14 protein-coding genes are annotated in these 23,788 nt (G+C 49.6%); 4 read left to right on the plus strand and 10 right to left on the minus strand.

Annotation, left to right across the window (positions count from 1 at the left end):
- Positions 1 to 23: 23 nt before the first annotated feature.
- From eutB to ACN0YH_RS02565, 7 genes are all read right to left on the minus strand, one after another.
- Entirely contained in the window at positions 24 to 2,300 is a 2,277-nt protein-coding gene (gene eutB / locus ACN0YH_RS02535; protein WP_417378212.1) for an ethanolamine ammonia-lyase subunit EutB, read from the minus strand.
- 148 nt (positions 2,301 to 2,448) lie between these two features.
- Positions 2,449 to 3,864, minus strand: a complete 1,416-nt coding sequence (locus ACN0YH_RS02540; RefSeq protein ID WP_417377971.1) for a DUF1501 domain-containing protein — start codon at positions 3,862 to 3,864, stop codon at positions 2,449 to 2,451.
- A 17-nt stretch (positions 3,865 to 3,881) separates the two neighbouring features.
- Positions 3,882 to 6,842: a PSD1 and planctomycete cytochrome C domain-containing protein gene (locus ACN0YH_RS02545; protein ID WP_417377972.1), complete on the minus strand. Its 2,961-nt coding sequence runs from the start codon at positions 6,840 to 6,842 to the stop codon at positions 3,882 to 3,884.
- Positions 6,842 to 7,603: an IclR family transcriptional regulator gene (locus tag ACN0YH_RS02550; protein WP_417377973.1), complete on the minus strand. Its 762-nt coding sequence runs from the start codon at positions 7,601 to 7,603 to the stop codon at positions 6,842 to 6,844. Before ACN0YH_RS02550 ends, ACN0YH_RS02545 begins: the two co-directional genes overlap by 1 nt.
- 169 nt (positions 7,604 to 7,772) lie before the next feature.
- Entirely contained in the window at positions 7,773 to 10,886 is a 3,114-nt protein-coding gene (locus ACN0YH_RS02555; RefSeq protein ID WP_417377974.1) for an efflux RND transporter permease subunit, read from the minus strand.
- 55 nt (positions 10,887 to 10,941) lie between these two features.
- Positions 10,942 to 12,402 (minus strand): efflux RND transporter periplasmic adaptor subunit, encoded by a 1,461-nt coding sequence (locus ACN0YH_RS02560; RefSeq protein WP_417377975.1) that lies wholly within the window; start codon positions 12,400 to 12,402, stop codon positions 10,942 to 10,944.
- Positions 12,403 to 12,526: 124 nt separating this feature from the next.
- A complete protein-coding gene (locus tag ACN0YH_RS02565) occupies positions 12,527 to 13,027 on the minus strand; it encodes a hypothetical protein (RefSeq protein ID WP_417377976.1) in 501 nt (166 codons plus the stop codon).
- Positions 13,028 to 13,459: 432 nt separating this feature from the next.
- On the opposite strand from ACN0YH_RS02565, the gene ACN0YH_RS02570 reads away from it, so the two are divergent.
- The gene (locus ACN0YH_RS02570) at positions 13,460 to 16,993 is read left to right on the plus strand and encodes a mechanosensitive ion channel domain-containing protein (RefSeq protein ID WP_417377977.1); all 3,534 of its coding nucleotides are present in this window, start codon (positions 13,460 to 13,462) and stop codon (positions 16,991 to 16,993) included.
- A gap of 18 nt (positions 16,994 to 17,011) precedes the next feature.
- Here the strand turns inward: ACN0YH_RS02570 and ACN0YH_RS02575 are convergent, their stop codons facing one another.
- On the minus strand, positions 17,012 to 17,464 hold the full coding sequence (locus ACN0YH_RS02575; protein ID WP_417377978.1) for a YiiD C-terminal domain-containing protein: 453 nt from the start codon (positions 17,462 to 17,464) through the stop codon (positions 17,012 to 17,014).
- 114 nt (positions 17,465 to 17,578) lie between these two features.
- Positions 17,579 to 18,451, minus strand: coding sequence for a hypothetical protein (locus ACN0YH_RS02580; protein WP_417377979.1), 873 nt, complete (start codon positions 18,449 to 18,451; stop codon positions 17,579 to 17,581).
- A gap of 268 nt (positions 18,452 to 18,719) precedes the next feature.
- Between ACN0YH_RS02580 and ACN0YH_RS02585 the strand changes: the two genes are divergently transcribed.
- From ACN0YH_RS02585 to ACN0YH_RS02595, 3 genes are all read left to right on the plus strand, one after another.
- Positions 18,720 to 19,460: an alpha/beta hydrolase gene (locus ACN0YH_RS02585; protein WP_417377980.1), complete on the plus strand. Its 741-nt coding sequence runs from the start codon at positions 18,720 to 18,722 to the stop codon at positions 19,458 to 19,460.
- Between the two features lie 204 nt (positions 19,461 to 19,664).
- Positions 19,665 to 21,974: a hypothetical protein gene (locus tag ACN0YH_RS02590; RefSeq protein ID WP_417377981.1), complete on the plus strand. Its 2,310-nt coding sequence runs from the start codon at positions 19,665 to 19,667 to the stop codon at positions 21,972 to 21,974.
- Positions 21,971 to 22,897, plus strand: coding sequence for an ABC transporter ATP-binding protein (locus ACN0YH_RS02595; RefSeq protein ID WP_417377982.1), 927 nt, complete (start codon positions 21,971 to 21,973; stop codon positions 22,895 to 22,897). The genes ACN0YH_RS02590 and ACN0YH_RS02595 overlap by 4 nt, the downstream gene beginning before the upstream one ends.
- A gap of 14 nt (positions 22,898 to 22,911) precedes the next feature.
- Here ACN0YH_RS02595 and ACN0YH_RS02600 read toward each other — a convergent pair whose 3' ends face one another.
- Entirely contained in the window at positions 22,912 to 23,721 is an 810-nt protein-coding gene (locus ACN0YH_RS02600) for a prolyl oligopeptidase family serine peptidase (protein ID WP_417377983.1), read from the minus strand.
- Positions 23,722 to 23,788: the final 67 nt, after the last annotated feature.

A 23,788-nucleotide genomic window follows, 5' to 3' on the forward strand; every position in this document is an offset into this window, starting at 1 on the left:
GCAGTAAGTGATGCGATGCTTCTTCAACCGGCATTCATCTGTTGCAGGATGCGAACGGTGTCCCGGGCAGCAGTTTCCGGCTTGAGTGCCGTGGCGGCGATTCCGGAAACGACGCGGGTGATATTATGATCGACCTGACCTGCTTTTCCCCAGAGTGATCCGTTGGGGGAGGTCATATAAACGGAAAAGGTCCGGTGCCCGGTTCCCGGTCGTTCGCCGATGATATGCAGGATGGCTCGATTACCAGTCAATCCCCCGAACAGTAGCTCACCTACCTGGTACCCCGCGCGGACGCGGCCTGATCTCACGATAATATTCCGGTCGGCTGGAGAGAACTCCGCGGATATTAACTCCTGTCTGAGCTGACTGAGGAAGGGATCGAGATGTCCTTCCTGCATGATGGACAGGGCATTGAGTCCATCGGAGATCACAATCTGCACGTTATATTGATCGAGATAGGATTCGCGTAATTGCTGAATCGATTTGACAGATGTTTTCGAAAGCTGCTCTCCGGTTGTGGGGTGGAGAATGTACTCCAACCGATCGCTGGAATTCGTTTCCACGGGAAGTACTTCGGGGACGCTGGCGACAAACGCCGGAGTCAGTTCAGCCCAGATGCTCTGTTTGGCATCATCGTAAATCTGATCGATCTGTATCTTCAACGCCGGCTCCAGTTCTCCTTCAGTTTTCCCAAAACCTTCCGCCAGAAACAGACCACGACTGCGGACTTCGTTCATCTGTCTGCGACCTTCATTCAGGATGACGTCTTCACCGCGGGTATCCCCTTTTTTTCGTCGATACTGCAGATACACGTGCAACGGATTCCCAAAGTTCCCGGTCGGCTTGCCCTGCTCGTCGATGACATTCAGTTCCTGGAAGAAAGACCACATGGCATCATTGACACGGTAGCCGAACTTCTCGCGAATTCTGACATGATCCTGAAATCCTGTAGTAAGGTAACCGAGCATAGGATCAATCTTGGTCGGCAGAGCCATCAGATAGGCCGGGTTGGCTGGCATAATCTGATCGAGGCACCAGTCGAGATCATCGAGAGAGACGTCCATATGCAGTGTCGAACAGACATCCAGGCCGATGGTCAAGCCATGCAGTTTGCCCATGACGATGTCTTCCAGGCAACAGCGCACGAGTTGATCCCGCGTGCGGAAGACTTCGGGGCCGATAAAGCCGGCAACATCATTCAGGTGCACCCAGGGAGCAGGTTGCTGGCCACTCTTCTGCTGCGCGGTCGCGACTTCCCGAGTCAGTGATCGAGCGAACCCATATTTGCGGGACTCATGTAACACCATATCAAAGCCATGACTGTGACCGTTAGTGAAGTCGGCCCCCTGCCCGGTTTCAAAGTACAAAGCATACTGCCCGGTGCGCGAGCGGGCATAGTCGCGCATCTTCTTCAGATCGATATCGAAGGTCTGATTTGCGGCATCGCTGCCGGCGATACTTTGAAACCAGAGCGCAGTACAGTCGGGATTGCGGCGTTCGACTTCGGCCTGGACATCGATATGCGAAAGCACACAGTATGGCAGAACCTTCTCGATTCCAAAGGTCACCAGCAGATCGCGGAGTACCAATTCAATCGCAGCTACCGATTCAGGTTCACTGGAAACCGGATTCGTCCCCAAGACGACATCGCCTACTGCATACGACCAGCCATCCAGCACCTGCCAGAAGATGTCATCCGGATTGTCAGTCGGAGAATTCGGTTGAATGCGGGCGCCCAGATAGCCCTTCGCTCCAATCCGGCTGTCGGGAAGTGGATTGAAGATTTTGGCGCCGACGGCAATCAGTTCCTGCTGATTCATCAGTTTGACAACGCAGCCAATGACGTCGCTGGAAAGCTGCTCTGAGATCTGTTTGATCGTTGCTTCGTTTTCGGTCAGCAGAAACTGTTTCAAATCACCCACAGTTTTAACTGAATGGGAAGGAGGTGAGATTACTTTGTCCGGGGTGATATATTCTGTCAATTTATCCTGATAGACCGGATGGGCGTCAATATCTTTGATGTGTGTATTTGCCAGAAGCGACCTGGCATGCAGCCGCGAGGGTTGATCCGCGGCAGCCACGCCGATCATTTGATCTCCCTCTTTGAACTCATTTGCCGCGCCGAGAAGCTGGCGATACAGGACTGGATCAAAAGTGCCACGCATGCGATTGATATAGAAGAACAGATCTTCTCCAGCGATAGTCTCAGGAATTGAAACATCGCCGACACTTTCCGTTTCAGCGGAAGTTTTCCTGGACTGCGTGTAGGAAAGTGTCAGAGCCATCGAGCTTCCCAGCATCGCCTGTACGAAGTCACGTCTGTTCAACGGCACGGTTCAGATTCCTTTAAGAAGCGAACTGGAATTCAAGCATCCAGGGACAGCGCGCCCTGAGAGAAGATATTTATGATAACATGTTGGAAAACGTGAGAGCAAGAAATGACTGAGATTAACTCAGAATCTCCTGCACCACGTGTCCGTGCACATCTGTCAGACGGCGGTCGATACCAGCGGTGCGGAAGGTTAACTGTTTGTGATCGATCCCCAGCAGATGCAGTATCGTGGCGTGCAGGTCGTAACAGTACGTCTTCCCTTCCGCTGTCTGATACCCCAGATCATCGCTTTTTCCGTAGCTGGCACCTGCTTTCACTCCTGCTCCTGCCAACCAGGTCACGAAGGTTCCCCGGTTATGATCGCGGCCCAGGCTTCCCTGCGCAAAGGGAGTGCGGCCGAACTCGGTCGTCCAGATGACCAGCGTATCATCCAGCTTACCCCGAGATTTCAAATCTCGAAACAGGGCTGCGATCGGCTGGTCGACACTTTTGGCAATGGGGGGTAATTCGGTTTGAATATTGCCATGATTGTCCCAGTTATTGACCGCGCCCTGCGGGCCGCTCCAGACCTGCACAAAGCGAGTCCCCCGCTCGAGCAGACGTCTTCCCAGCAGACAGCGTCTGCCAAAGTCTTCGGTTTCTTTTTGATCGAGTCCGTAGGCGGAATGAGTTTCTTTGGTTTCGCGAGTCAGATCGAACGCTTCCGGCGCACTCAGTTGCATTTTTGCTGCGAGTTCCCCGGCCGCGATACGAGCTTCCAGACGGGAATCTTCCGGACGGATTGCTGCATGTTGTCGATTCAACTGCTGCAGCAATGCGACCGTATCCTGATCTGCAGAACCGCGGGCGAATTTGTATTGTGTGTCGGCAAACAGATCCGGAATCGGAGTCTGACTGGCGGCATTCACCAGAGTTCCCTGATGCTTCGCAGGCAGAAACCCACAACTGAAATTGGCTTTCTGATTATAAGGAAGACCGCGGCTGTCGGGGAGTACTACAAATGTGGGAAGATTGTCAGCGAGATTTCCCAGCCCATAAGAGACCCAGGCCCCCAGACAGGGAAAGCCCGGCAGCATGAAACCGGTATTCATCATGTAACTCGCCGGTCCGTGCACGTTCGTTTTGGTGGTCATGGCCATCAGGAATGCCAGCTCATCGACAATCTGAGCCTGATGTGGAAAGACGGAACTGACCCAGCGTCCTGTTTCTCCGTATTGCTTAAACTCGAACGGACTTTTCATCACCGAGCCGACTGCTCCCGTGAAGCCTTCCGGTTTTTCCTTCGGGCCCAGATTCTGTCCATGCAGGCGCTTTAACTCCGGCTTAAAGTCGAACGTATCCATGGGACTGGCACCACCGTTCATGAACAGTTGAATGACCCGTTTTACTTTTGCCCGATGATGCAGCCCACCATTCAAGTCCGGTTTAGCAGCTTCAGATGATTCACTTCCGAGCCAGCAGGCCAGAACGGCTGCGCCAAAACTGTTGCCCGAGCAGGAAAGCAATTCTCGTCTGGTGAGAGGGTTGTGCATCAGCAGGTTGCCTTTCCTTACTCGACAAAAAGAAATTCATTACTGTTCAGGACCAGCCGACAGACGGATTCCAGACCGTGCTGATTCGCCAGCTCTGTCAGTTGGTTTAATTCATCTGCAGTTGGCTCACGCAGCCAGGTCCAGAGGACGATTTGCCTGATTTGATCAGGTCGTCTGGTTTCCGAGTTCACTGCCCGTTCGGCCATTTTCTGAGCGAAGTGTAAAACAAATCGATTGTTTAACAACACCAGCGACTGTAAGGGGGAAGCAGAAAAACCGCGTGTTGGAGCCAGCAGTCCCAGATCTGGAAAATCCAGAGCATCCATCAGAGGATCGGGGATTCCTCGCCAGACGACTCGATAGATACTTCGCCGGTGTGCATCAGGGCGATTCAAATCAAACTGATCATAATGCAATACTGGTGTTACCTGCGGACCAGGCGTGGTTGTGAAATGGGAATCTCCGGGACCGCCTCGTTTCAGATCAAGTTCACCGCTGACAAGCAGAACGGAATCTCGAAAGCTGTCTGCATCGAGCCGACGTCGTGACAACCGGGCTAAGAGCCGATTATCCGGATCCACTTTTACCAGTTCAGGTCGGGAAGCAGATGTCTGCTGATACGTCTGACTGTTACAGATGAGACGATGCAGGTGCTTCAGTGATCCATTCCCGTCCCGTAATTCACAGGCCAGCCAGTCCAGCAACTCTGGATGTGATGGTGATCCTCCCATACGACCGAAATCATTCGGTGTATCACAAAGCCCTGTCCCAAAATGATAGTGCCAGACTCGATTGGCGATACTCCGCCAGGTCAATGGATTCCTGGTATCTGCCAGCCAGTCTGCCAGGGCAGCCCGTCGCGCAGACTCATGATGCGAAGCGGGTAAATCAAACCGACCTGGTAGCGGCGACAATACACTCAAGGTTCCGGGAGGAACAACTTCCCGTGGTTTTTCGAGATCGCCTCGCGCCAGCAGATGAATTTCGCGAGGCTGCGGATACTTTACCACTCCACGTTCATTAGCAGCCTCCGCTGCGGCTGCGTAGACTTTGACTTGAGGGGGAAGCTGCTTTAATTTCTGTTCTGCCTGATGCTTCAGAATGATGGGAGCCAGAATCAGCTGTTGCGCGGGTGTTCTCTGTGCTTGAGGAATCGTGAGTACCGTTTCCGCTTCAGCGGGGAGTGCAACCCCATCCAGCTTCGAGGCATCGGTCACGGACAGTTTAAAACGACCAATAATATGAGCGCCGCCATGTAACTGTTTTAATGTGACTACCAACTTGATACCAGGTTCAATTACCAGCGGACTTTCCAACTCGAACACGGCATAATGTCCGACGCTGACCTGGGGATAAATGCCCCAGGCGGTTTTCAGATCCCCATCAAGGGCATGCTGAATCGTCCAGCCTTCCTGATTGAAATCAGCGGTCGCCCGTCGAATCGGAATGACTGTACCAGTTGTCGCATTAGCTGGAAAGAACTGCAGTTCGAATTCGCTCAGATGCAGATTGCCGTTATGGGCTCTGCCAGGTCCTTTGTGGGGAAGCGCATCATCTGTCAATAGATCCAGTCGTACTGCAGTAACCGTTGAAAGCTTCGTGCTCCCGGTCACAACAACGGTCTCCTGTTCAGGAGGTCCTGCTGCGGACAGGATAGAACCATCGGGTAATCGTTTTAAGTTGGCACCTTGCGTTGAAACGAAAGTTTCTGATTGTAATGTTTCCCAGCGCGGTAAAGGACCGCGGGACTGCTCCCACTCCGCGACGAGTTTTTGATTTTCGGGTGACAATAATACTTCGGCATTTTGATTCAACGCTGCCGTCTTCAATGCTTCCCAATGGGAGCGCTGTGATGCTGTTTTTTGGTCGGCGTCAAACGAGACATCTCCCTTCCCGATCCCCGCAAAAACGGCCTGGAGCGCAAAATAATCTGTCTGGGTGATGGGGTCGAATTTATGAGTATGACATCGCGCGCAGTTGGCGGTAGTACTGGCAAAGGCTCCCATGGTCTGCGTCACCAGATCGTCGCGGTCCAGATACTCAAATGATTTCGGAGCCGTCGCAGCAGCGCTCTGGTCATAAGGGCCTGCCCCCAGGAACCCGAGGGCCGGCTTTAATTCTGTTTGCTCGGGAAAGAAATAATCAACGGCAAGTTGCTCTCGGATCAATTGTGACCAGGGAACATCTGCATTCAAACGTTGGATAACATAATCACGATATCTCCAGGCATGCGGTCGGAAGACATCATGTTCGAAGCCGTGCGAATCTGCAAAGTGAACGGTATCGAGCCAGTGGCGTGCCCAGCGTTCTCCGTAGTGGGGAGAATCCAGCAAGCGATCCACCAGGCGGGAGTAGGCATCGGGGGCTGAGTCATTCTCAAAAGCTGTCACATCTGCGAGGGTGGGTTGTAAGCCATGCAAATCAAAGGTCAATCGTCGAATCAATGTACGGCGATCTGCGGGTGGGGATGCAGTCATTCCTTCCGTCTTCAGGCGTGCCTGGATAAAGGCATCAATTGAATTGCCTGCCTGCATTGCTGGCACGTCCGGACGCTGAAGTGGCTCCAACGACCACCAGTCGGTCGCATCGGCATTCTTGCTGACCGGCTTTGTATTACGGGGATCCACGGCCCCCTGCCTGACCCAGCGTACCAATATCGCAATCTCAACCTGCGACATTTTTGCCTCTGGCATCTGCAATTCCGGGTCTGTGTGTTGAATCACTTTGATTAAAAGGCTTTGGTCAGGTTGACCGGGGATGACTGCAGGACCTCGCGTGCCTCCGGTTTTCCAGCCACTCTGCCAGTCCAGGGTAAGCCCTCCCTCCATGAGACCGGCAGAATGTGAATGACAGTCATAACAGTGTTTGCTCAGTATGGGTTCAACCGAGTCACGAAAAAATGTTTTCTCGTCGGCAAAGCTACTGGAAACTGGCATCAACAGGCTTAAGAACATGCATAAGGCGAGGATGTCTTTCATTAGAAAAGCCTCCTGGAAATCTCATCTGCGCTTAGCATGACCTGTTTCCCGACACTTGAGAACATGCCTTTTGGCAGTCGTTTCGAAGGAGCAGAAACCCAGAGGACGGCGATCAGTTGTGTATCCTGCCCGAGAACAGGTGCAGAAATGCAGTGGATCCCTTCGTCCGCTTCTGCATAATCAGTCGCATAACCTCGCTCGCGAACCTGCTCACATTCCTGACGCAATGATTTCGGATCTGTGATGGTTCGCGTAGTATCTTGCGTTAAGGGAATTCGTTCAATCGTTTCTTTGAGGTCAGATGTGCTTTGCCAGGCCAATAATATTTTTCCGGGAGCATTATTATGCAGAGGAAAGCGTAATCCGATATCGACGGCGATCCGTAAAGGATGCAGGCCGCTTACCTGCTCGATGATGATGCCTTCATCCCTGACGCGTAGACCGAGTTGTACCGTTTCCCGGGTCTCGTCTCGCAAGGCTCTCATCACGGGCAAGGCTGCTTCGACCAGACTCACATCCCCAATCTGTGGCAAACCAAGGGTCAGAAACTTCGTCGACAACCGAAAACGTTTTGTTAGTGGATCACGTTCCAGATAATTGCGAGCCATCAGTGTATGAGTAATCCGAAAGACAGCATTCTTATTGAGAACGAGTCGTGTGGCGAGTTCACTGATCCCCAGACCTTCAGGGACCTGGCTCAGAAGTTCCAGAACATCCAGGCCACGCTCCAAGGCAGGCACACTCGTGGTTGCTGCTTTCATTCTTCCTCCGACGGCAGGACCATGTCACATATACGTAACGCGTCACACCAGAATAACAACAGCCTTACAATCAGTCAAATACTTTTCTCTCAATACGCAATACCTTAGTGCTTACGGTAGATACTCATATTGAATTGATGGCCCCATAAAATATTCGAACTATCTAGATTTAGAAATCATCCTGTGTCTGAGAACCGAGATTCTTCAATTCAACCTCTTTCAGTTCAGGAGCAAACCAGGGATAAATTGCCGGCACGACCAATGATGTCAACAGGGTGGAAGTAATCAGCCCTCCGATCACCACACTGGCCAACGGTCGCTGCATTTCTGCACCGTCACTATGTGAGAGTGCCATCGGCAGGAATCCCAGGCTGGCCACCATCGCTGTCATCAGCACAGGCCGTAATCGCGCCATGGCTGCCTGGAATGTTGCATCAGACACGGGGACCAGTTCTTTGGTGCGCAGATTCTCCGCAGCACTGACCCAGACCAGGCCATTCAATACCGCTACTCCAAACAAGGCAATGAACCCCACACCAGCGGAAATACTGAAAGGCATGTCGCGCAACGCCAGTGCAAACACACCTCCCGAGGCCGCCATGGGAACTGCCAGAAAGATGAGCAATGCCAGACGTACCGACCGAAATGTTGTGTGTAACAGTAGAAAAATTAACAACAGCACGATCGGAGTAATGATCACCAGACGCTTGCTGGCAGACTGCAGGTTCTCAAAATCTCCACCCCAGCGAATTTCATATCCATTGGGTAACTGGATATGGTCCTGCACTGCCTGCTTGGCATCGGCAACAAAACTGGCGACGTCACGACCTCTGACATTGGCCTGAATAAACGTCCGTCGTCGATTCGACTCATGTTGCACAGCGGGAGGAGTCTCCTCAAACGTAATCTCAGCCAGTTCCTTTAAAGGAACCGGAGTACCATTGGAATTGGAAACCGGCAATTGCTCAAGCAGACTCATTTTCTCACGCCAGCTCTGTGGAATCCTGACGATAATCGGAAACCTCGCGCGCCCTTCAAAGATCAGTCCGACCTGATGCCCGCCCAATGACGAAACAACATCCATCACATTTTTGGCATCCATTCCATTCCGCGCGAGTACATCCCATTTTGGTTCGATACGAATCGTCGGCAGGCTGGACTGGATATCCGCTTTGACATCAACGGCACCGGGAACTTTTTTCAGTACACGTTCGATCTCTTTCCCTTTGGAACTCAAAACTTCCAGCTCGTCACCATAAAGCAACACGGCCACATCGGCTTTCACACCTGCCACCAGTTCATCCACTCGCATTTCAATCGGCTGTGTAAAACCAAATGCGACCCCGGGGACACTTTGGTTCAATTCAGCCGACATTTCCTCAATGAGTTCATCACGCGTCTTAGGTTGCGGCCATTCCGGTTGAGGTTTCAGAATTACCCAGACATCAGTCTGATGCACTCCCATCACGTCATTCGCGATTTCAGGACGACCGGTCTTAGAGAAGACTGTTTCGACCTCCGGGTACTTGATCAGCACATTTTCAATCTGGGTCGACATCTCTACCGAACCTTCGATGGTGGCAGAGGGTAAGCGAACGGCTTCTACCAGTAAATCTCCTTCTTCCAGACGGGGCATAAACTCTGCCCCCAGGTTCCAGCCGACTGGCAGGCTAATGATAAAGACCAGAAATGCGATCCCGACTGTCAGCCAGGGCCGGTGGATGGTCCAACTCACCAGGGGCCGGTAAATCCATTTTACCCAGCGAATTAAAAAGATTTCTTTCTCCGACATCTTTTTGGGGAGCGCCAGCGAAGCGAGTGCCGGCATCAACGTCAATGAGAGTACCAGTGAACCGGCTAAAGCAAACAGGACGGTCAATGCCATCGGACGAAACAGTTTTCCTTCGGTTCCCTGCAACGCCAGAATAGGTAAATAGACAACGGAAATAATCAGTTCGCCAAACATGGTCGGCTTCCGAACCTCAATTGCTGCATCGCGAATCACAGCCAGATACGATTTTCCCGACTGATTCATGGAAAGTCGGCGAATGCAGTTTTCGACCATGATCACCGAGCTGTCTACAATGAGTCCAAAGTCAATGGCTCCCAGGCTCATCAGACTGGCCGTGATTCCTGTGGCCGCCATCAGGTTTGTGGCAAACAGCATTGAAAGCGGAATGGCCAATGCCACGATCAGTCCTGCACGAAAACTGCCCAGCATCACGAGTAACACAATAATCACCAGGATGCCCCCTTCGACCAGATTAGTCAGTACAGTCCGCAATGTACGACTGATAAGCGAAGAACGATCGTAGGTAATTTCCAGCGTCACTCCCGGGGGAAGTGTTTTCTCAATTTCTTTCAAGCGCGCCTTGGAGGCGGTCACCACTTCGCGTGAATTTTCGCCAATTAACATCATCACCAACCCTGTCACGGCTTCACCCCGACCATCGCGGGTCACTGCGCCTTGCCTGGTCATCGGTGCAATTTTGACTTCGGCAACATCTCGAACCAGAATGGGCGTACTGTTTTTATCATTTCGCACGAAGATATTTTCAATGTCATGCTGATCTTTCAATAAAGCCTGACCACGAATAAACCTCTGCTCTTGGTTATGGACAACATAGCCTCCCCCGGCGATCGAGTTGTTTTCCTGAATCCGCTGAAACAGATCTCCCAGTGAAATCCCATAGCTGTTGAGACGATCCGGATTCGGCTGAACTTCAAATGTTTTGTAGAAACCGCCATGCGTATTAATTTCAGTAACTCCCTGCACTTCACGCATTTTGGGAGCAATCTCCCATTCGAGCATCGTACGCAACTGCATGGGAGTGTAATCTTTCCCGCGGACTTCGAACTGCAGAATCTCCCCCAGAGCAGTAGCCAGCGGTCCCAGTTGAGGAGTTCCATATCCCGGTGGTATGTCAGCAGAAACCATGGTAATGCGCTCGGTGACCAGTTGCCGCGCCCAGTAAATATCGGTGCCTTCCTCGAAGACAATCGTTACCACAGAGATACCAAACTTGGACACACTGCGAACTTCTTCCACAGCAGGCAGTCCCCCCATGATTGTTTCCACGGGGTAAGTCACGTAACGTTCCACTTCCACCGGTGAAAGGAATCCGGCATCGGTTACCACCTGTACCTGGACGTTGGTCATGTCTGGTACTGCATCGATGGGAAGGTGAATCGCCGAATAAACTCCACCTGCTGCCATCAAAAAGGTCAGGACCAGAATAATAAACCGGTTTGCCAGAGAAAATTCAATCAATCGCGAGAGCATCAGCTTTACTCCATGAGGATACGGATAAACAGGAAGAAATGGACCTGCTGAAAAACTACTCTTCTCTTTCCAGCAGCAGTTCGGACTTCAAGGTAAAAGCGCCGTCTTCTACGACCTGCTCCCCCCCCTTGAGCCCCTGTTGGACTTCAACCCAATCCTCTGTTTTAAGCCCTGACTGAATATCGACGCGTCGAAATGATCTGTCCGAATCTTTGACAAACACAAATTCCTGAGCCGCATCATCGAGTACCGCTCGCGCAGGTACTGCGATCACTTCTGCGTGCTGCTTACCTGGAATTCGTACCTGAGCATACATGCCCGGCCTGAGAATTCCGTCTGGATTTTTGATTTCAGCGATTAATGGGACTGAATTTGTCGCTGTCGACACCTGACGTCCCAGGTAGTGTAATCGTGCGGGAAAAGTCGATCCGGGAACTGCGTTCACAGTCACGGTCAGGTTTTGCCCTTTGTTTAACTCTATCGAGTTCCAGTCTGATTCTCGGATATCGGCAGCCACCCAGAGGGTGTCAGTCTGCGCCAGGGTAAACAGGGAATCGGCACGATTCACCCGTTCTGACTGACTGAAAGTTCTTTCCTCAATCGTTCCGGTAAAAGGAGCGATGATTTCCAGTCGCGATAATTTCTCTGCTGCTTTTAAGTCGGCACTGTTAAGATCAACGCCACACCCCACCAGAGATTCCAGATGCTGACGCGTGATCGTCATACGATGTTCCGCGTCATTCAGATCTGCGAATGCCTGATCCCGTTCCAGTTTGACATCATAAATTGACTGCTCACATAAGGCCTTTAACGCGGCTCTGGTTTCCTGGACATCAGCTTCTCGCATCTGAATTGTCTGCTGTGAGATTGCTCCCGACTTTGCCAGGGGAGCCGATTTTTTACTGATCATCACGGCCAGTAAATACCGGGTATAGGCCGGCAATAACTGCGAACGATAACTCCCCAGTTTAGTGTCAGCGAATTGAGTCTCGACAGCCTCCATAGCCTGATGACTTAACAGCGCGTCAACCAGTTTCTGTACATTATTCTGAATCAATAATTTCCAGTCATACTGCTTACGCACCAGTTGATAATCCGCTGTCCGCTGCAGGAGATCAGCTCGCGCGGTTCCAATTTCCCGACTGTTCAGAACTGCCAGAACCTCCCCTGCTTCAACAATGTCCCCGGGCTTGACGCGGATTTCAACCAGTACCCCCTCGGCCGGTGCTTTGACTGCGACATGCTTACGATCATCGTATTGCAATCGTCCGGGGACAACCCGGGCCTGATTCAGTTTCTGTCGTTGCACCGGTGATACGGTTAAACGAATCGCTTTCATCTTCTCATCGGAAAGAGAAACCTCTACAGGCTGTAACTCCTGATCGGCGTTATTTTCTGATGGATCCACTTGCGTTGATTGTGACTCACTCGCTGCCTGCGGCCATACTTTCCATATAATGCCTATAGCTGCGGCAAGAATGATGATCGCCAGGATAATTTGATTCTGAATTTTCATGTTTCTTCTCCCGAATCGACGGAAATGAGAGAGGAATTATGCTGAGCTTAGAATATCGTAAGAGGATTTCTGCGCATAATCCCGCTGTTAAAACGAGACGTCGTTTACTCAGAAAGAAACAGAATCAGCAAAGAGAGATACTGATCAGATCGTGAAGGGATCGCTGCTGGAAAGCCTGCATGAAATGGAGCCCCGCTACTCTATCCCGGTGAACCGGCTGGGGCTGACTTTCCTGGAGAGAGCAATCCACGGGTACCGTCACAGATGTCGCAAGTTGTAACTGATCTGCAGAAAGGCGTGCACAGGCAGGCAGCGAATTGGCAGATTCACCTGCAATAAAATAGTGCTGAGGCGGATACTTCTTTTCCAGGGGATTATTACAATTGTCCATCCCAAAGTAGACAAAGTGCAGATGCCAGCCCTGTTCGTCTGATTCGGGAATTCCGTGATACTCTTTCAGATGAGTTGGCAGCCAGACCCCCTGTTCTGCTCCCAGAGCCAGTTCATGGTTATGAACCCATGGGAACGGCAGATTCCACAACGAAAGCAGCAGACAGGCGCGAATCAGACAGCGCGTCGTCCAGCGTAACTGCATTTCGTAATTTAAAATGGAAGTGATTTGCACGGGAATAGAGCCAATGAAGGAAGTTACACAGGAGGAATTCAGGCAGGAAATCTGTGTGGCAGAATTAGTTACTGTATTATTCGGACCAGAGAGTAATTATGTCAAGTAATTTCTATTCGATCTCCCCTAACTTCTTCGACAAGAGATTCTGTCTCACCTGCCAATCGGGCGGAATTTCGGATCTACAGGACAGATTATCAGATACATCCTCACTATTTTCTGTCAGTAGCCGCTGTTTAGCAGGCTGACAAATTCTTCTCTCTGATTATCATAAGACAGTAATTCGCATCTTGGATTAAGCCAGTCCTCTCGAAGTTTTGATCCCACCTTGCCCTATTCCACTGGAAACTACTAAACTGGGCTGCGCTTTATTTTGATAAAGACTCCTAAACTACCAAGCCAGCTTAATCTATTTGAGAAACATAATATCGTATGCCTGCTCGTACTGATTCTCTGAGAACACTTTCCTTACCTGTCGTCTGTCTGCTTCTGGTCCTGTTTTTAACCATACAGGCTAATGGACAGACACAGACTAATTCACCGATACCAACTCCCCCTCCCTCAACGCCTGCGCCTGCCACTTCTACAACGCAAACGCCAACCGTCACCAGCGATGCTGTTCAAAAACGGATAGAACAACTCAAGGAGGTCAAAGACCTTTCTGAAGAGAACCAGAAGAAAGCTCTCGATTTATATAATCAATCACTGGTCAATCTGAAAAAAACAGCGGATTTCCAGGCTGACGCACTAGGAAACGCAACGCTCGCTCAGAATGCGATGCAGCGTCTGGAAGCGAAAAAATTAGAAATAGAGAATCTAAATAAAAAACCGGTTCCTTCATTTGCGGAGAACCAGACACTCTCCCAACTAGAGCAGCAACTGGTTCAGGAAGAAGCGAAGCTGGAAGCTGACAAAGCCGCTGCTTCCAGTTGGGACGAAGAAATCGCACGCCGGTCGAATCGCCAGAAAGAGGTGTTAACCCGGGTGACCGAACTGGATGATAAAATTAGTGAGCTGGAGAAACAGCTGAAACTGCCTGCTCCAGCCGACGAACCTGCGGCTGTAACAGATGCCAGAAGAATGGAGCTCTTTACCCGTTCAAACATGCGGAAAGCCGAAAAGCCAGCTCTAAAGAGCGAACTGACTGTTTATGAAGCGGAAGAAGCAATCGGATTTCCTCGCACCAATCAGGATTTTTTGAAAGCTGAAGTCAAAAAACAGTCAGAGCTGGTAGATGCACTCAAAGCTCAGATTAAAAAGCTGCGTGATCGTGAAGCTTCAATGCGGGTGAAAGAAGCAAAACGACAGGTTTTCGAAACCAATCCACTCCTGCAGCCACTCGCGGAAAAAAATCAAAACTATGCCGAAGAAATCGTAGCTCTCAATAAAAAAATCGAGTCAACAGATAAAAAATACTCGCAAACGGTTAAGATTCTCGAAGACCTTAAAAAGCAGTTTGACCAGACTAAGGCAAAAGAAGAATTGATTGGCCTGACTGGACCGATCGGCTTAATGCTCCGCAGTCAGCAGGCCAACCTGCCCGATATTGAAAACCGAAAACTGGATATCGAAAAATACAGTAAAACGATTGATCAGGTCAATTTAAATCAGTTTGAGTTGGATGAGGCCTGGGCTGATTTTCCCTCCGTCGATGAAAAGTTTGATGAAATCCGTGATAACAGTCCGCGTGAACTGACCGAAGAAGAAGAACTCAATCTCAAAAATGTCATCGAAGAAACTCTCAGTAAACAAAAAGAATACTTAGATACACTGATTCGCAGTAATAAAAGCTACTTCACCAAACTTCTCGACATCTACACTACTGAAGGTCAACTGGTAAAAGAAACGGAAAAATATTCCGACTATATCCAGGAACGGATCTTCTGGATTAAAAGTTCGCCTCCGATCTCGATCTCAGAAGCCAAAGAAACTTCCAATACCATTAAGTGGCTCTTTGCTCCCACTCATTGGAAGCAATTATTTATCGCCGTCAAACAGGATGTATTCGGGAATCCTGTCATCTATTTCACGGCTTTTTTCTGTTTTCTCAGCCTGCTGTACCTGGCTTATAATGTGCGTCAGCAGTTACGCATTATCAATAAAGAAATCATCCGCAGCAGTTTTCGCAAGTTTGGAATCACAGCCCGGGTTGCGTTCCTCACACTGTTTATCGCAATTGTCTGGCCTGGCTTCATCTGGTTCATTGCCTGGCGTGTGGGCAGTCATCCTGATGCCCCCCCCTTTGTCAAAGCCGTCGATTACAGTTTGCGCCAAGTGGGCTGGCTACTGTTTTTCTGGGAACTCATCAGGCAGATCTGCCGTCCCCTCGGGCTCGGTGAATCGCATTTTGGCTGGTATAAACAAACCGTTTTATACGTGCGCAAAAATATTCGCTGGGTGATCCCGATCTCTATTCCACTGCTGTTCATTACGCTGCTGTTACATGGAAAAGAAGTAGACCGCACACAGGATCTGCTGGAACGATTGTTCTTCATAGGGCTATTGGTCGTCTACACTATTTTTGCCCGACGTGTATTTCACCCGCGGTCTGGACTGTTTCAGTCCATCATGAATTACAACCATGAAGTCTGGTATGACCGCCTGAAATATGTAGTCTATTTCCAGGCGCTGTTTCTTCCCTGCTTACTGATCTTCCTGGCGTTGATTGGCTTTTACTTTACAGCCATGAGCCTGTTCCATCTGATCTTTCTGACACTCTGGCTGTTCCTGGTCGTGATTCTATTCAGAGCGATTTTACTACGTTGGATTCTGATTCATCACCGTAAACTCAGTTATCAGCAGAACCGGGAACGACTGGATACGATCCGTAAGGAATCACTCGATTCCAGCTCAGAAACAAATATTGCCGGAATAACTACCGAAGAGGAGAATCCGGCTGATCTCACGAAGATTTCTGCTCAAATTAAAAAACTGGTCAATGCGAGTATGACGGTGATTCTGCTGGTTGGGGCATTCTGGATCTGGAGTGACACACTTCCGGCCTTTAATCGACTGGATACCGTAGACTATAAAGTGTGGGATACCACAGTGCAGGTCGTAGGAGAAGACGCTGACGGTACTCCAAATGGCAAAATAACGGAACGGCTGGAACCAGTCACCTACCTGGACCTGGGCATGGCATTGATCTTCGCTGTGTTTGCCATTGTTGCCACCAACAATGCGCCCGGGCTACTGGAGTTTCTGGTCCTGCAACGACTGCCTCTGGACGCTTCTGTCAAATATGCGATTACCACTCTTGCACGCTACTTTGTCGCATTGATTGGAATATTTGTCGTCTTCTCGACGATGGGGATTGGCTGGACAAAATTGCAATGGCTGGCGACCGCTCTAACCTTCGGGCTTGGTTTCGGACTTCAGGAAATATTTGCTAACTTTGTTTCTGGCCTGATTCTGTTGATAGAACGTCCGATCCGAGTCGGCGATATCATCACCGTCGATGACATCACCGGAATTGTCTCCCGGATTCGCATGCGTGCCACTACAATTACCAATTGGGACCGCAAGGAATATATTGTTCCGAACCGTGATTTCATTACCGGCAAACTACTCAACTGGACTTTAACTGATTCGGTAAATCGCATTACCATCACCGTGGGCGTGGCATATGGAACAGATACGAATCATGCCTCTGAAATCGCCATGAAAATTCTTATGGATCATCCCCTGGTCCTGGAAGACCCGCTACCAAGTATCACCTTTGAATCCTTCGGCGACAGTACCTTGAACCTGACTCTGCGAGCTTATCTGCCGGACCTGGAAAAGCGCCTGGTTGTGATTCACCAAATCCACACATCGATCCATGAACAATATGCCAAAGCTGGAATTGAAATTGCCTTCCCCCAGCGCGACGTTCATTTGTTTTACGAGAATCAGTCAACCCTGGTTGCGACACCGAATCTACAGGCCACAGAACCAGGACCTCAAAATCAAACTGAAGGTGAGTAAGCTGTCCTCCACAAGAATTCAGAATAGCTTCGCCACAAAGGTACCCTTAATCACTGCCGCAACCTGACCGTTTACTTTCACTGTCGATTCTAATGTGATTCTTCCGCGCCGTTTTCGCTGAAGACTACTATGAAATGGCGTCCATAAGCCGTCATCAGGAAAAGGGCACTCTGCTGTAAAGTCGGCTTCGACAGGTCGCAAAAACTCAATTTCACTTTTCTGAATGACGATTTTATATTTCTGCTGGTCGCCTCTGAGCCGCAGATGAATCAAGGTCCAGCCTGCCAGAATCCCCAGACTTGCGATACTGCCCCCGAAAGCAGTTTCCTGGTGGTTCAGATTGGGAGTTAGTTTTGCGCTCAGTTTCAGTGAACCACCTGTCACAGGTAATACACTGAACTGCATAGCCCGGGTTACCGGAATGTGCTGATGTAAGTAAGCAGTCACCTCCTCAACATCGAATTCCATCATTGTTCCTTCCAGACAGATACGCACCACATTCAGAAATCACCTCTGAAGCAATACTGGTCTATCCTTGAAGAAAACACAAGCGTTGCAGGATCGATTGAATCACTGGCTCCTGCATCACTCTGGAGAAGGAAGTGGCGGTAAGAATTCAGGGCCTCCACTGGCAGGAGCCTTTAATTTGGGTGGCTGTACTGATGGAAAGAGTGGTCCCGTTTTTCGGGAAGGTTGCCAGCCGCTATCCCAATCTGGTAACGCCGGTCCGACTGGTCCTGTTTGTGGTCGAGTCTTGTTCTGCTCAAATTCCTGATCAGGAAAAGGAGCCGGAAAGGTTTCTCTAACGGGTGCGCGAACAGGCTGGGGGGAGAAATGAGCCTGCAGTTGACTGATGGTAGTCTGCATCCCTTCCAGTGTTTGACTTAAGCTGGTTATTTCACGTTCCGGAATCATTCGATACGGATAGCCACGGTATTCAAATCGTGGCTGAGGGTAGCCATTACCCCCCTCGAAAATGTAACCGTTTGGTCCCGTTGGTCGAATAACAGGCTCCCTGAGTACGGGTAATTGCATCACGGCCAGAGTATGATCCAAATCATCCACCAGGCGTTCCAGATCTGCTAATGCCCGCTGCATGCCTTGCACTGGTGCCTGCAGGATCATCATTCGATGGATATTATCTGCCAGTTCATGAATTTCATATGCCTTATCGAATAACAGGCGTTGCCCCCTGATCCCACGAAACTGTGTGCGAATTTCTCTGCATACCGTAAATGAGTCCCGATTGAGTCTCCCCCCCAGAGTCGCGACTTCCGCTGGTTGAGCCTGTACGAAATTCGCAGATATCGTAACAAGTAAAACAAGTGCGAGTATGATTGAATTTCGACCTTTATGAAACATCTTGCTATCCTCCTGGTCTATGGCTACCCAGCCATCGACGTCAGTAAAACCTTTTGACCGCCAGTGAATTTCTGCATCAGGTGTGCAATGAAGCAAAACATGTTCCCTAATTTCCACGTAAATATCTCACCGCCTGTAAACTATTTGAATTCAGTCACTTAACGTATCAGAGATCACTTACTCCTGGCCATTCGCCTGCAGGGTGACTTGAGTTCCGAAGTAAATTCGATGACAGCTGCTTCAAATTGATCTCAAAGCGAATGAAACCAGATTGCCTGCCCTTTCTCCCCTGTTGTCTTCAGCCTATAATCATTAATTCAGCTTAAACACAGTCTATTCAAATACTTCGGAAGATTCATTCACTATGCCTCTCACGACACGTAAGTTTGGTCCGCTCAGTTGTCAGATCTATGATAATTTACCCGCCGATCAGTCCCCTGACGTCATCGCTATTGTCAGTCATGGATTTGGTGCGCCGGGAGACGATCTCGTAGCTTTAGGGCCGGAGATCCTTAGGAATCAACCACAGTTATCTGACCGTGTACGGTTTATTTTTCCTGCTGCTCCCCTTTCGTTACTGGAGATGGGAATGCCTGGCGGTCGTGCGTGGTGGATGTTGGATGTCGCAGAATTAAATGCCGCGATTGCTTCCGGATCAATCCGGGACCAGCGAGATAAAACTCCAGAAGGCTTAGTTGAAGCGGGTCAACAACTGCGAGAATTCGTCATCGCTGTTCAACAGGAGTCGGGCTTATCGTATTCTCAAATCGTGCTGGCTGGTTTTTCACAAGGATCGATGGTCTCAACAGAAGTCGCCTTTCAGTTGCCACAAACACCCGCGGCGCTGGTGATCTGGTCAGGTACCTTACTTTGTGAACAACGCTGGGGAAGCCTGGCTGATCAGTCACCTCGCTTTCCGATTCAGCAGAGCCACGGAACGCAGGATCCGATTCTTCCCTTTGCGGGTGCCCTCTGGTTAAAAGAGATGCTGGAACAGCATGATTTTACGGTCGACTTTTCAGAATTTGTCGGCCCACATACCATTCCTGAAATGGCAATCGAAAAATTTCGTAACCTGCTTAGTGATCTGACGGGCAGTCTTTGAATGAATCACAGGTTAATCTGCGGAAACCCTTTATTTGTAAAGGCAATGCATTGAGCCTGATGCAAACCCAAGCCATAATATGATTTAATTCCTGTAAACGGCCCACTTCGCAACTCAAGCGTCATTAGACATTTTCGTACACTATCATTACCGAAACTGGTCTCCAGACGAAATATTGCCTTGTCGCAACCAGAATATAAACTCATGAAATCATCTCTGTTTTTTCGATCCTTGACTCTGCTGGTCCTGCTGCTGAGTAATTTGCTGAATGCTTCGCTGTCTTTTGCAGCAGATCAGAAAACAGACAGCCTGGAAATCACAAATATTCAAGTTGGTTTTGACGGTCTCTACAAGGTAGGACGCTGGGTTCCGGTCTACCTGGAATTAACGACCGACAGCCCCCTCGACGTGCAAATCTCTACGATCGCACGTTCGCCTGATGGAAATCCGACCGAAGTACCTTCCCAGGTCTATTCACTCAAGACGCCGGGAACGCACCGCCTGTTTTCAGAGTTTAAAACGGGCTTGCTGGACAGTCCGCTTAAAATTCGCCTGCGGGATGCTCAAACACAATCAATCCTGAAAGAGTTTTCTTTCACCCCCCAGTCGAAGCAAAATCAGTTCACCGCCATTGGATTGAAACAATCTGTCGAACTCTGGGCCATGATTGGACCGGTCCCAGGATTGGACGCAGTCTCATCCGAATCACTGGCGGACCTTGATCAGAATCTCGATCAGTATGCAGCATTGATTGAAGACCAGGCATCTCTGCCCGAATCCGCTTACGGTTATGACTCTCTCGACACGCTGGTTGTGGATGCAGATTTCTCTTCGGAACCGCAAAAAAATGAAGTCATTCGAAACTGGGTTGCCAATGGCGGACATCTGGTTTTATGCGTCGGTTCAGATGTTGAAGCTTATCAACAGAGCAAATATGCAAGTTGGGTACCCGTAAAAACTCTGGGCACTACGACTGTCCGTGATTTGAGCAGCCTGGAATTATACGCTGCTGTTCGCTCCCGGATTCGTGGGGTCGCCACAGCCAGTCGGATCGAAATCTCAACCGGCGAGATCCTGGCAACTGGACTCGATGGTCCACTGTTAGTCCGGGTTCCGTATGGATTGGGAATCGTCACATTCCTGGCGCTCGACTTGAATACCAGCCCGCTGCAAAACTGGGATGGCTTAAATAGCCTGAGCCCCAAACTGGCAACACGAGCCAAACAACCGATCGCAACCAGTCAACAGAATGCGGTTCTGGGTAAACGAATTTCTCAAACCGGGATCTCGGAACTGGATACACAGCTCTTTCATTCTCAGCAAAATTTTCCAGGTATCGAACGACCTTCACACTGGTGGGTCATGGCTTTGATTCTGAGTTACCTGCTGTTGATTGGCCCGCTCGATTATTTCCTGGTACACAGGATCTTGAAAAAACCTCATATCACCTGGTTTACCTTTCCAGTGATGGTGTGCATCGCCATCGCATGGGGGGGATTTACAGCCCTGAAAGATAACGGCAGCCTCTTACATTCGACTCAGCTAAACGTTGTTGACTACGATGCCTCGGCGGGACAGATGCGCGGACGGTTTTATCTGAATTTATACAGTCCGGAAACTCGGCGTTATCAGGTTAGTGTCAAATCATCCGTTCCTTCTCAGTCAAAGGATCAACCTTACTTTCCCACACATCTCAGCTGGAACGGGCTACCGGAAACGACATTTGCAGGAATGTATCGCTCGGCGGAAGGCACCATTTCCGGACCTGCATACCAGTTCTCTGAACAATCGATGGGTATTGAGAATCTGCCGGTATTGAAGTGGGGTACAAAAAGCCTGTTGGCTGAGTGGACACAACAGCAATCAGATCTGGTCACTTCCAAACTGACAGGAAACAATCTGGGGCAACTTTCGGGGACTCTTACTCATCAATTTTCCACCCCCCTGAAAGACTGGGTCCTGGCTTACGGAAATCGAGTGTATCTGCCGGTTACCAATCCAGAACAGCTCGACGAGTCTTATATTCCCGCCAACCAGGCCTGGTCGATTAACGGCCCCCGGATCGAATCGAGGAATATCAAGGGATATCTGACCCGGTCTGTTTCTCGTCGGATTGAACAAAAAGGGCAGAATAATGCCACCATCGTAACGGTTCAAACTGACTATAATCCATTTGCAAAAGATACTTATGAAATCCTCAAAATCCTGACGTTCCATGAGATGTCAGGTGGTTATGGCTACACTGGACTTTCCAATATTTCAAGCGCGCAGCTGGATTTGACAGAACAACTTCGCCTGGGGAGAGCTGTTCTGTTCGCGCGTCTGGATACACCACTCAGTGTTGCAGAGCTGGATCAGAACCAACTCGATCCAAAACACCAGGATACCTATATTCGAGTTGTGATACCCGTCAGTATTTCGACCGAAATTCAATATGAATTGCCGTCATTAGATAAAAAAGACAAAGAGACCAAAGATCAGCAGGAAACAACTTCCGGGAGCGATAACGAGTGATTGAAACACGGAATTTAACGAAACGCTACGGCGATCTGATCGCTGTTAACAATATCAACCTGAGCCTCGGCGAAGGCGATGTTTTCGGTTTTATCGGCCCTAATGGTTCAGGTAAAACCACTACCATGCGAATGATCGCCACATTGCTCAGCCCGGATTATGGTGAAGCGTATGTGTGTGGAAAGTCGATTTATACACATCCGGAAGAAATCAGACGCCTGGTCGGATTCATGCCTGACTTTTTTGGTGTCTATGATGATATGACAGTGATTGAATATCTCGAATTCTTTGCGTCTGCATACCGGATTAAAGGTCCACAGCGTCGAAAAATCTGTGAGGAAAAACTGGAACTGGTCGACATGACATTCAAACGGGATGCGATGGTCAACCAGCTCTCCCGAGGCCAGACACAGCGTATCGGACTGGCTCGCGTACTGTTACATGAGCCCCAGGTACTTCTGCTTGATGAGCCGGCCAGTGGGCTTGACCCCCGTGCGAGAATAGAAATTCGAAACCTGCTGAAACGACTGGGAGAACTGAAAAAAACAGTGATCGTCTCCAGTCATATTCTGCCCGAACTTGCTGACGTCTGTACGCGCGTCGGAATGATCGAAAAAGGAAACCTGATTGTTGACGACAATGTCGATGCGGTCATGAAAAAAGCCAGACAGCGTATCCTGCTGTATGTCGGCGTGAGTGAGAATACAGAACAGGCTGCTACACTGTTGAATGCTCACGAACTGGTTTCCAAACTTGAAATTGATAAAAATGTCATGCTGGTGACACTCAAGAATGATGTGAAAGACTACACCTTCATCCCCTCGCTGCTGATCAGCGAGGGATTCAAGCTCTGCCTGTTCCGCGAAGAAGAAATCAATCTGGAAACGGCATTCATGGAATTGACTAAAGGTCTAGTCCAGTAACCCTGACCGGCAAACTACTTTTTCTTCTTTCTGGCAGCAGCCCGTTTTGCTTTACGGGCTTCTGCTTCTTTTTCTTCAGCCGCTTTCACTTCCGCTTCCGGCTTGCGCACCTGCTGCAATAACCAGTCATAGACTTCCGGATTATCATAAGTCTCTGTCCAGGAATCGTGCCCCGCTTCCGGGTAAATAGTGAATTTTACGTCTGACTTTTCTTTCTTCAGGACATCTACCAAAGTCTGAGATCGCTCGAGAGGCACTGCCGTGTCCTTGCCTCCATGAAATACCCAGATCGGAACATGCTTGATTTTCTTGACCCAGAATTTTTCGCCACCCCCACAGATAGGTACCAGCGCGGCAAAACGATAGGGAGTGTAAGCCGCTAGAGACCAACTACCAAATCCTCCCATACTTAAACCAGTCACATAAATGCGGTCTTTATCGACTTTGTATTTCTTCTCGATGTCATTCAGTAGCGCAGTCAATTCAACCGGCTGCCAGAGCTGGTCTTTGGGGCATTGAGGAGAAACAACGATAAATGGAAACTGTTTTCCGTTTTTGACCAGCTTTGGTGGACCATGAACCGTCACCAGATCCAGATCGTCCCCCCGTTCTCCTGCACCATGAAGAAACAAGACCAGAGGCCATTTTTCTTTTTCATCGTAGTTCTCAGGAAGATAGAGCAGGTATTTCATCTTAACGGGAATCGTAGTGTTCAGCTCGGCTGCAGACTGACTTCCTGATTCCTTTTTCTCTGCTGCTTCACTGGAATCAGTCGTCGCATAAGCAGTAAATATGACACAGACAGTTACTATTTTTTTTAACATCTGAGTTTCTCTCCGGATCAACAATGTCACCACTGATAAAATAAGTAATCTAGGACACGAGCATGAC

The organism is Gimesia sp. (assembly GCF_048262075.1).
In the GTDB taxonomy this organism is placed as follows: domain Bacteria; phylum Planctomycetota; class Planctomycetia; order Planctomycetales; family Planctomycetaceae; genus Gimesia.

Bases quoted from the DNA above. Each gene is read 5' to 3' on its own strand.
- ACN0YH_RS02570 (WP_417377977.1), top strand. From the start codon at position 13,460: ATGCCTGCTCGTACTGATTCTCTGAGAACACTTTCCTTACCTGTCGTC.
- ACN0YH_RS02575 (WP_417377978.1), bottom strand. From the start codon at position 17,464: ATGATGGAATTCGATGTTGAGGAGGTGACTGCTTACTTACATCAGCAC.
- eutB (WP_417378212.1), bottom strand. From the start codon at position 2,300: ATGCTGGGAAGCTCGATGGCTCTGACACTTTCCTACACGCAGTCCAGG.
- ACN0YH_RS02550 (WP_417377973.1), bottom strand. From the start codon at position 7,603: ATGAAAGCAGCAACCACGAGTGTGCCTGCCTTGGAGCGTGGCCTGGAT.
- ACN0YH_RS02590 (WP_417377981.1), top strand. From the start codon at position 19,665: ATGAAATCATCTCTGTTTTTTCGATCCTTGACTCTGCTGGTCCTGCTG.
- ACN0YH_RS02555 (WP_417377974.1), bottom strand. From the start codon at position 10,886: ATGCTCTCGCGATTGATTGAATTTTCTCTGGCAAACCGGTTTATTATT.
- ACN0YH_RS02540 (WP_417377971.1), bottom strand. From the start codon at position 3,864: ATGCACAACCCTCTCACCAGACGAGAATTGCTTTCCTGCTCGGGCAAC.
- ACN0YH_RS02585 (WP_417377980.1), top strand. From the start codon at position 18,720: ATGCCTCTCACGACACGTAAGTTTGGTCCGCTCAGTTGTCAGATCTAT.
- ACN0YH_RS02600 (WP_417377983.1), bottom strand. From the start codon at position 23,721: ATGTTAAAAAAAATAGTAACTGTCTGTGTCATATTTACTGCTTATGCG.
- ACN0YH_RS02560 (WP_417377975.1), bottom strand. From the start codon at position 12,402: ATGAAAATTCAGAATCAAATTATCCTGGCGATCATCATTCTTGCCGCA.
- ACN0YH_RS02545 (WP_417377972.1), bottom strand. From the start codon at position 6,842: ATGAAAGACATCCTCGCCTTATGCATGTTCTTAAGCCTGTTGATGCCA.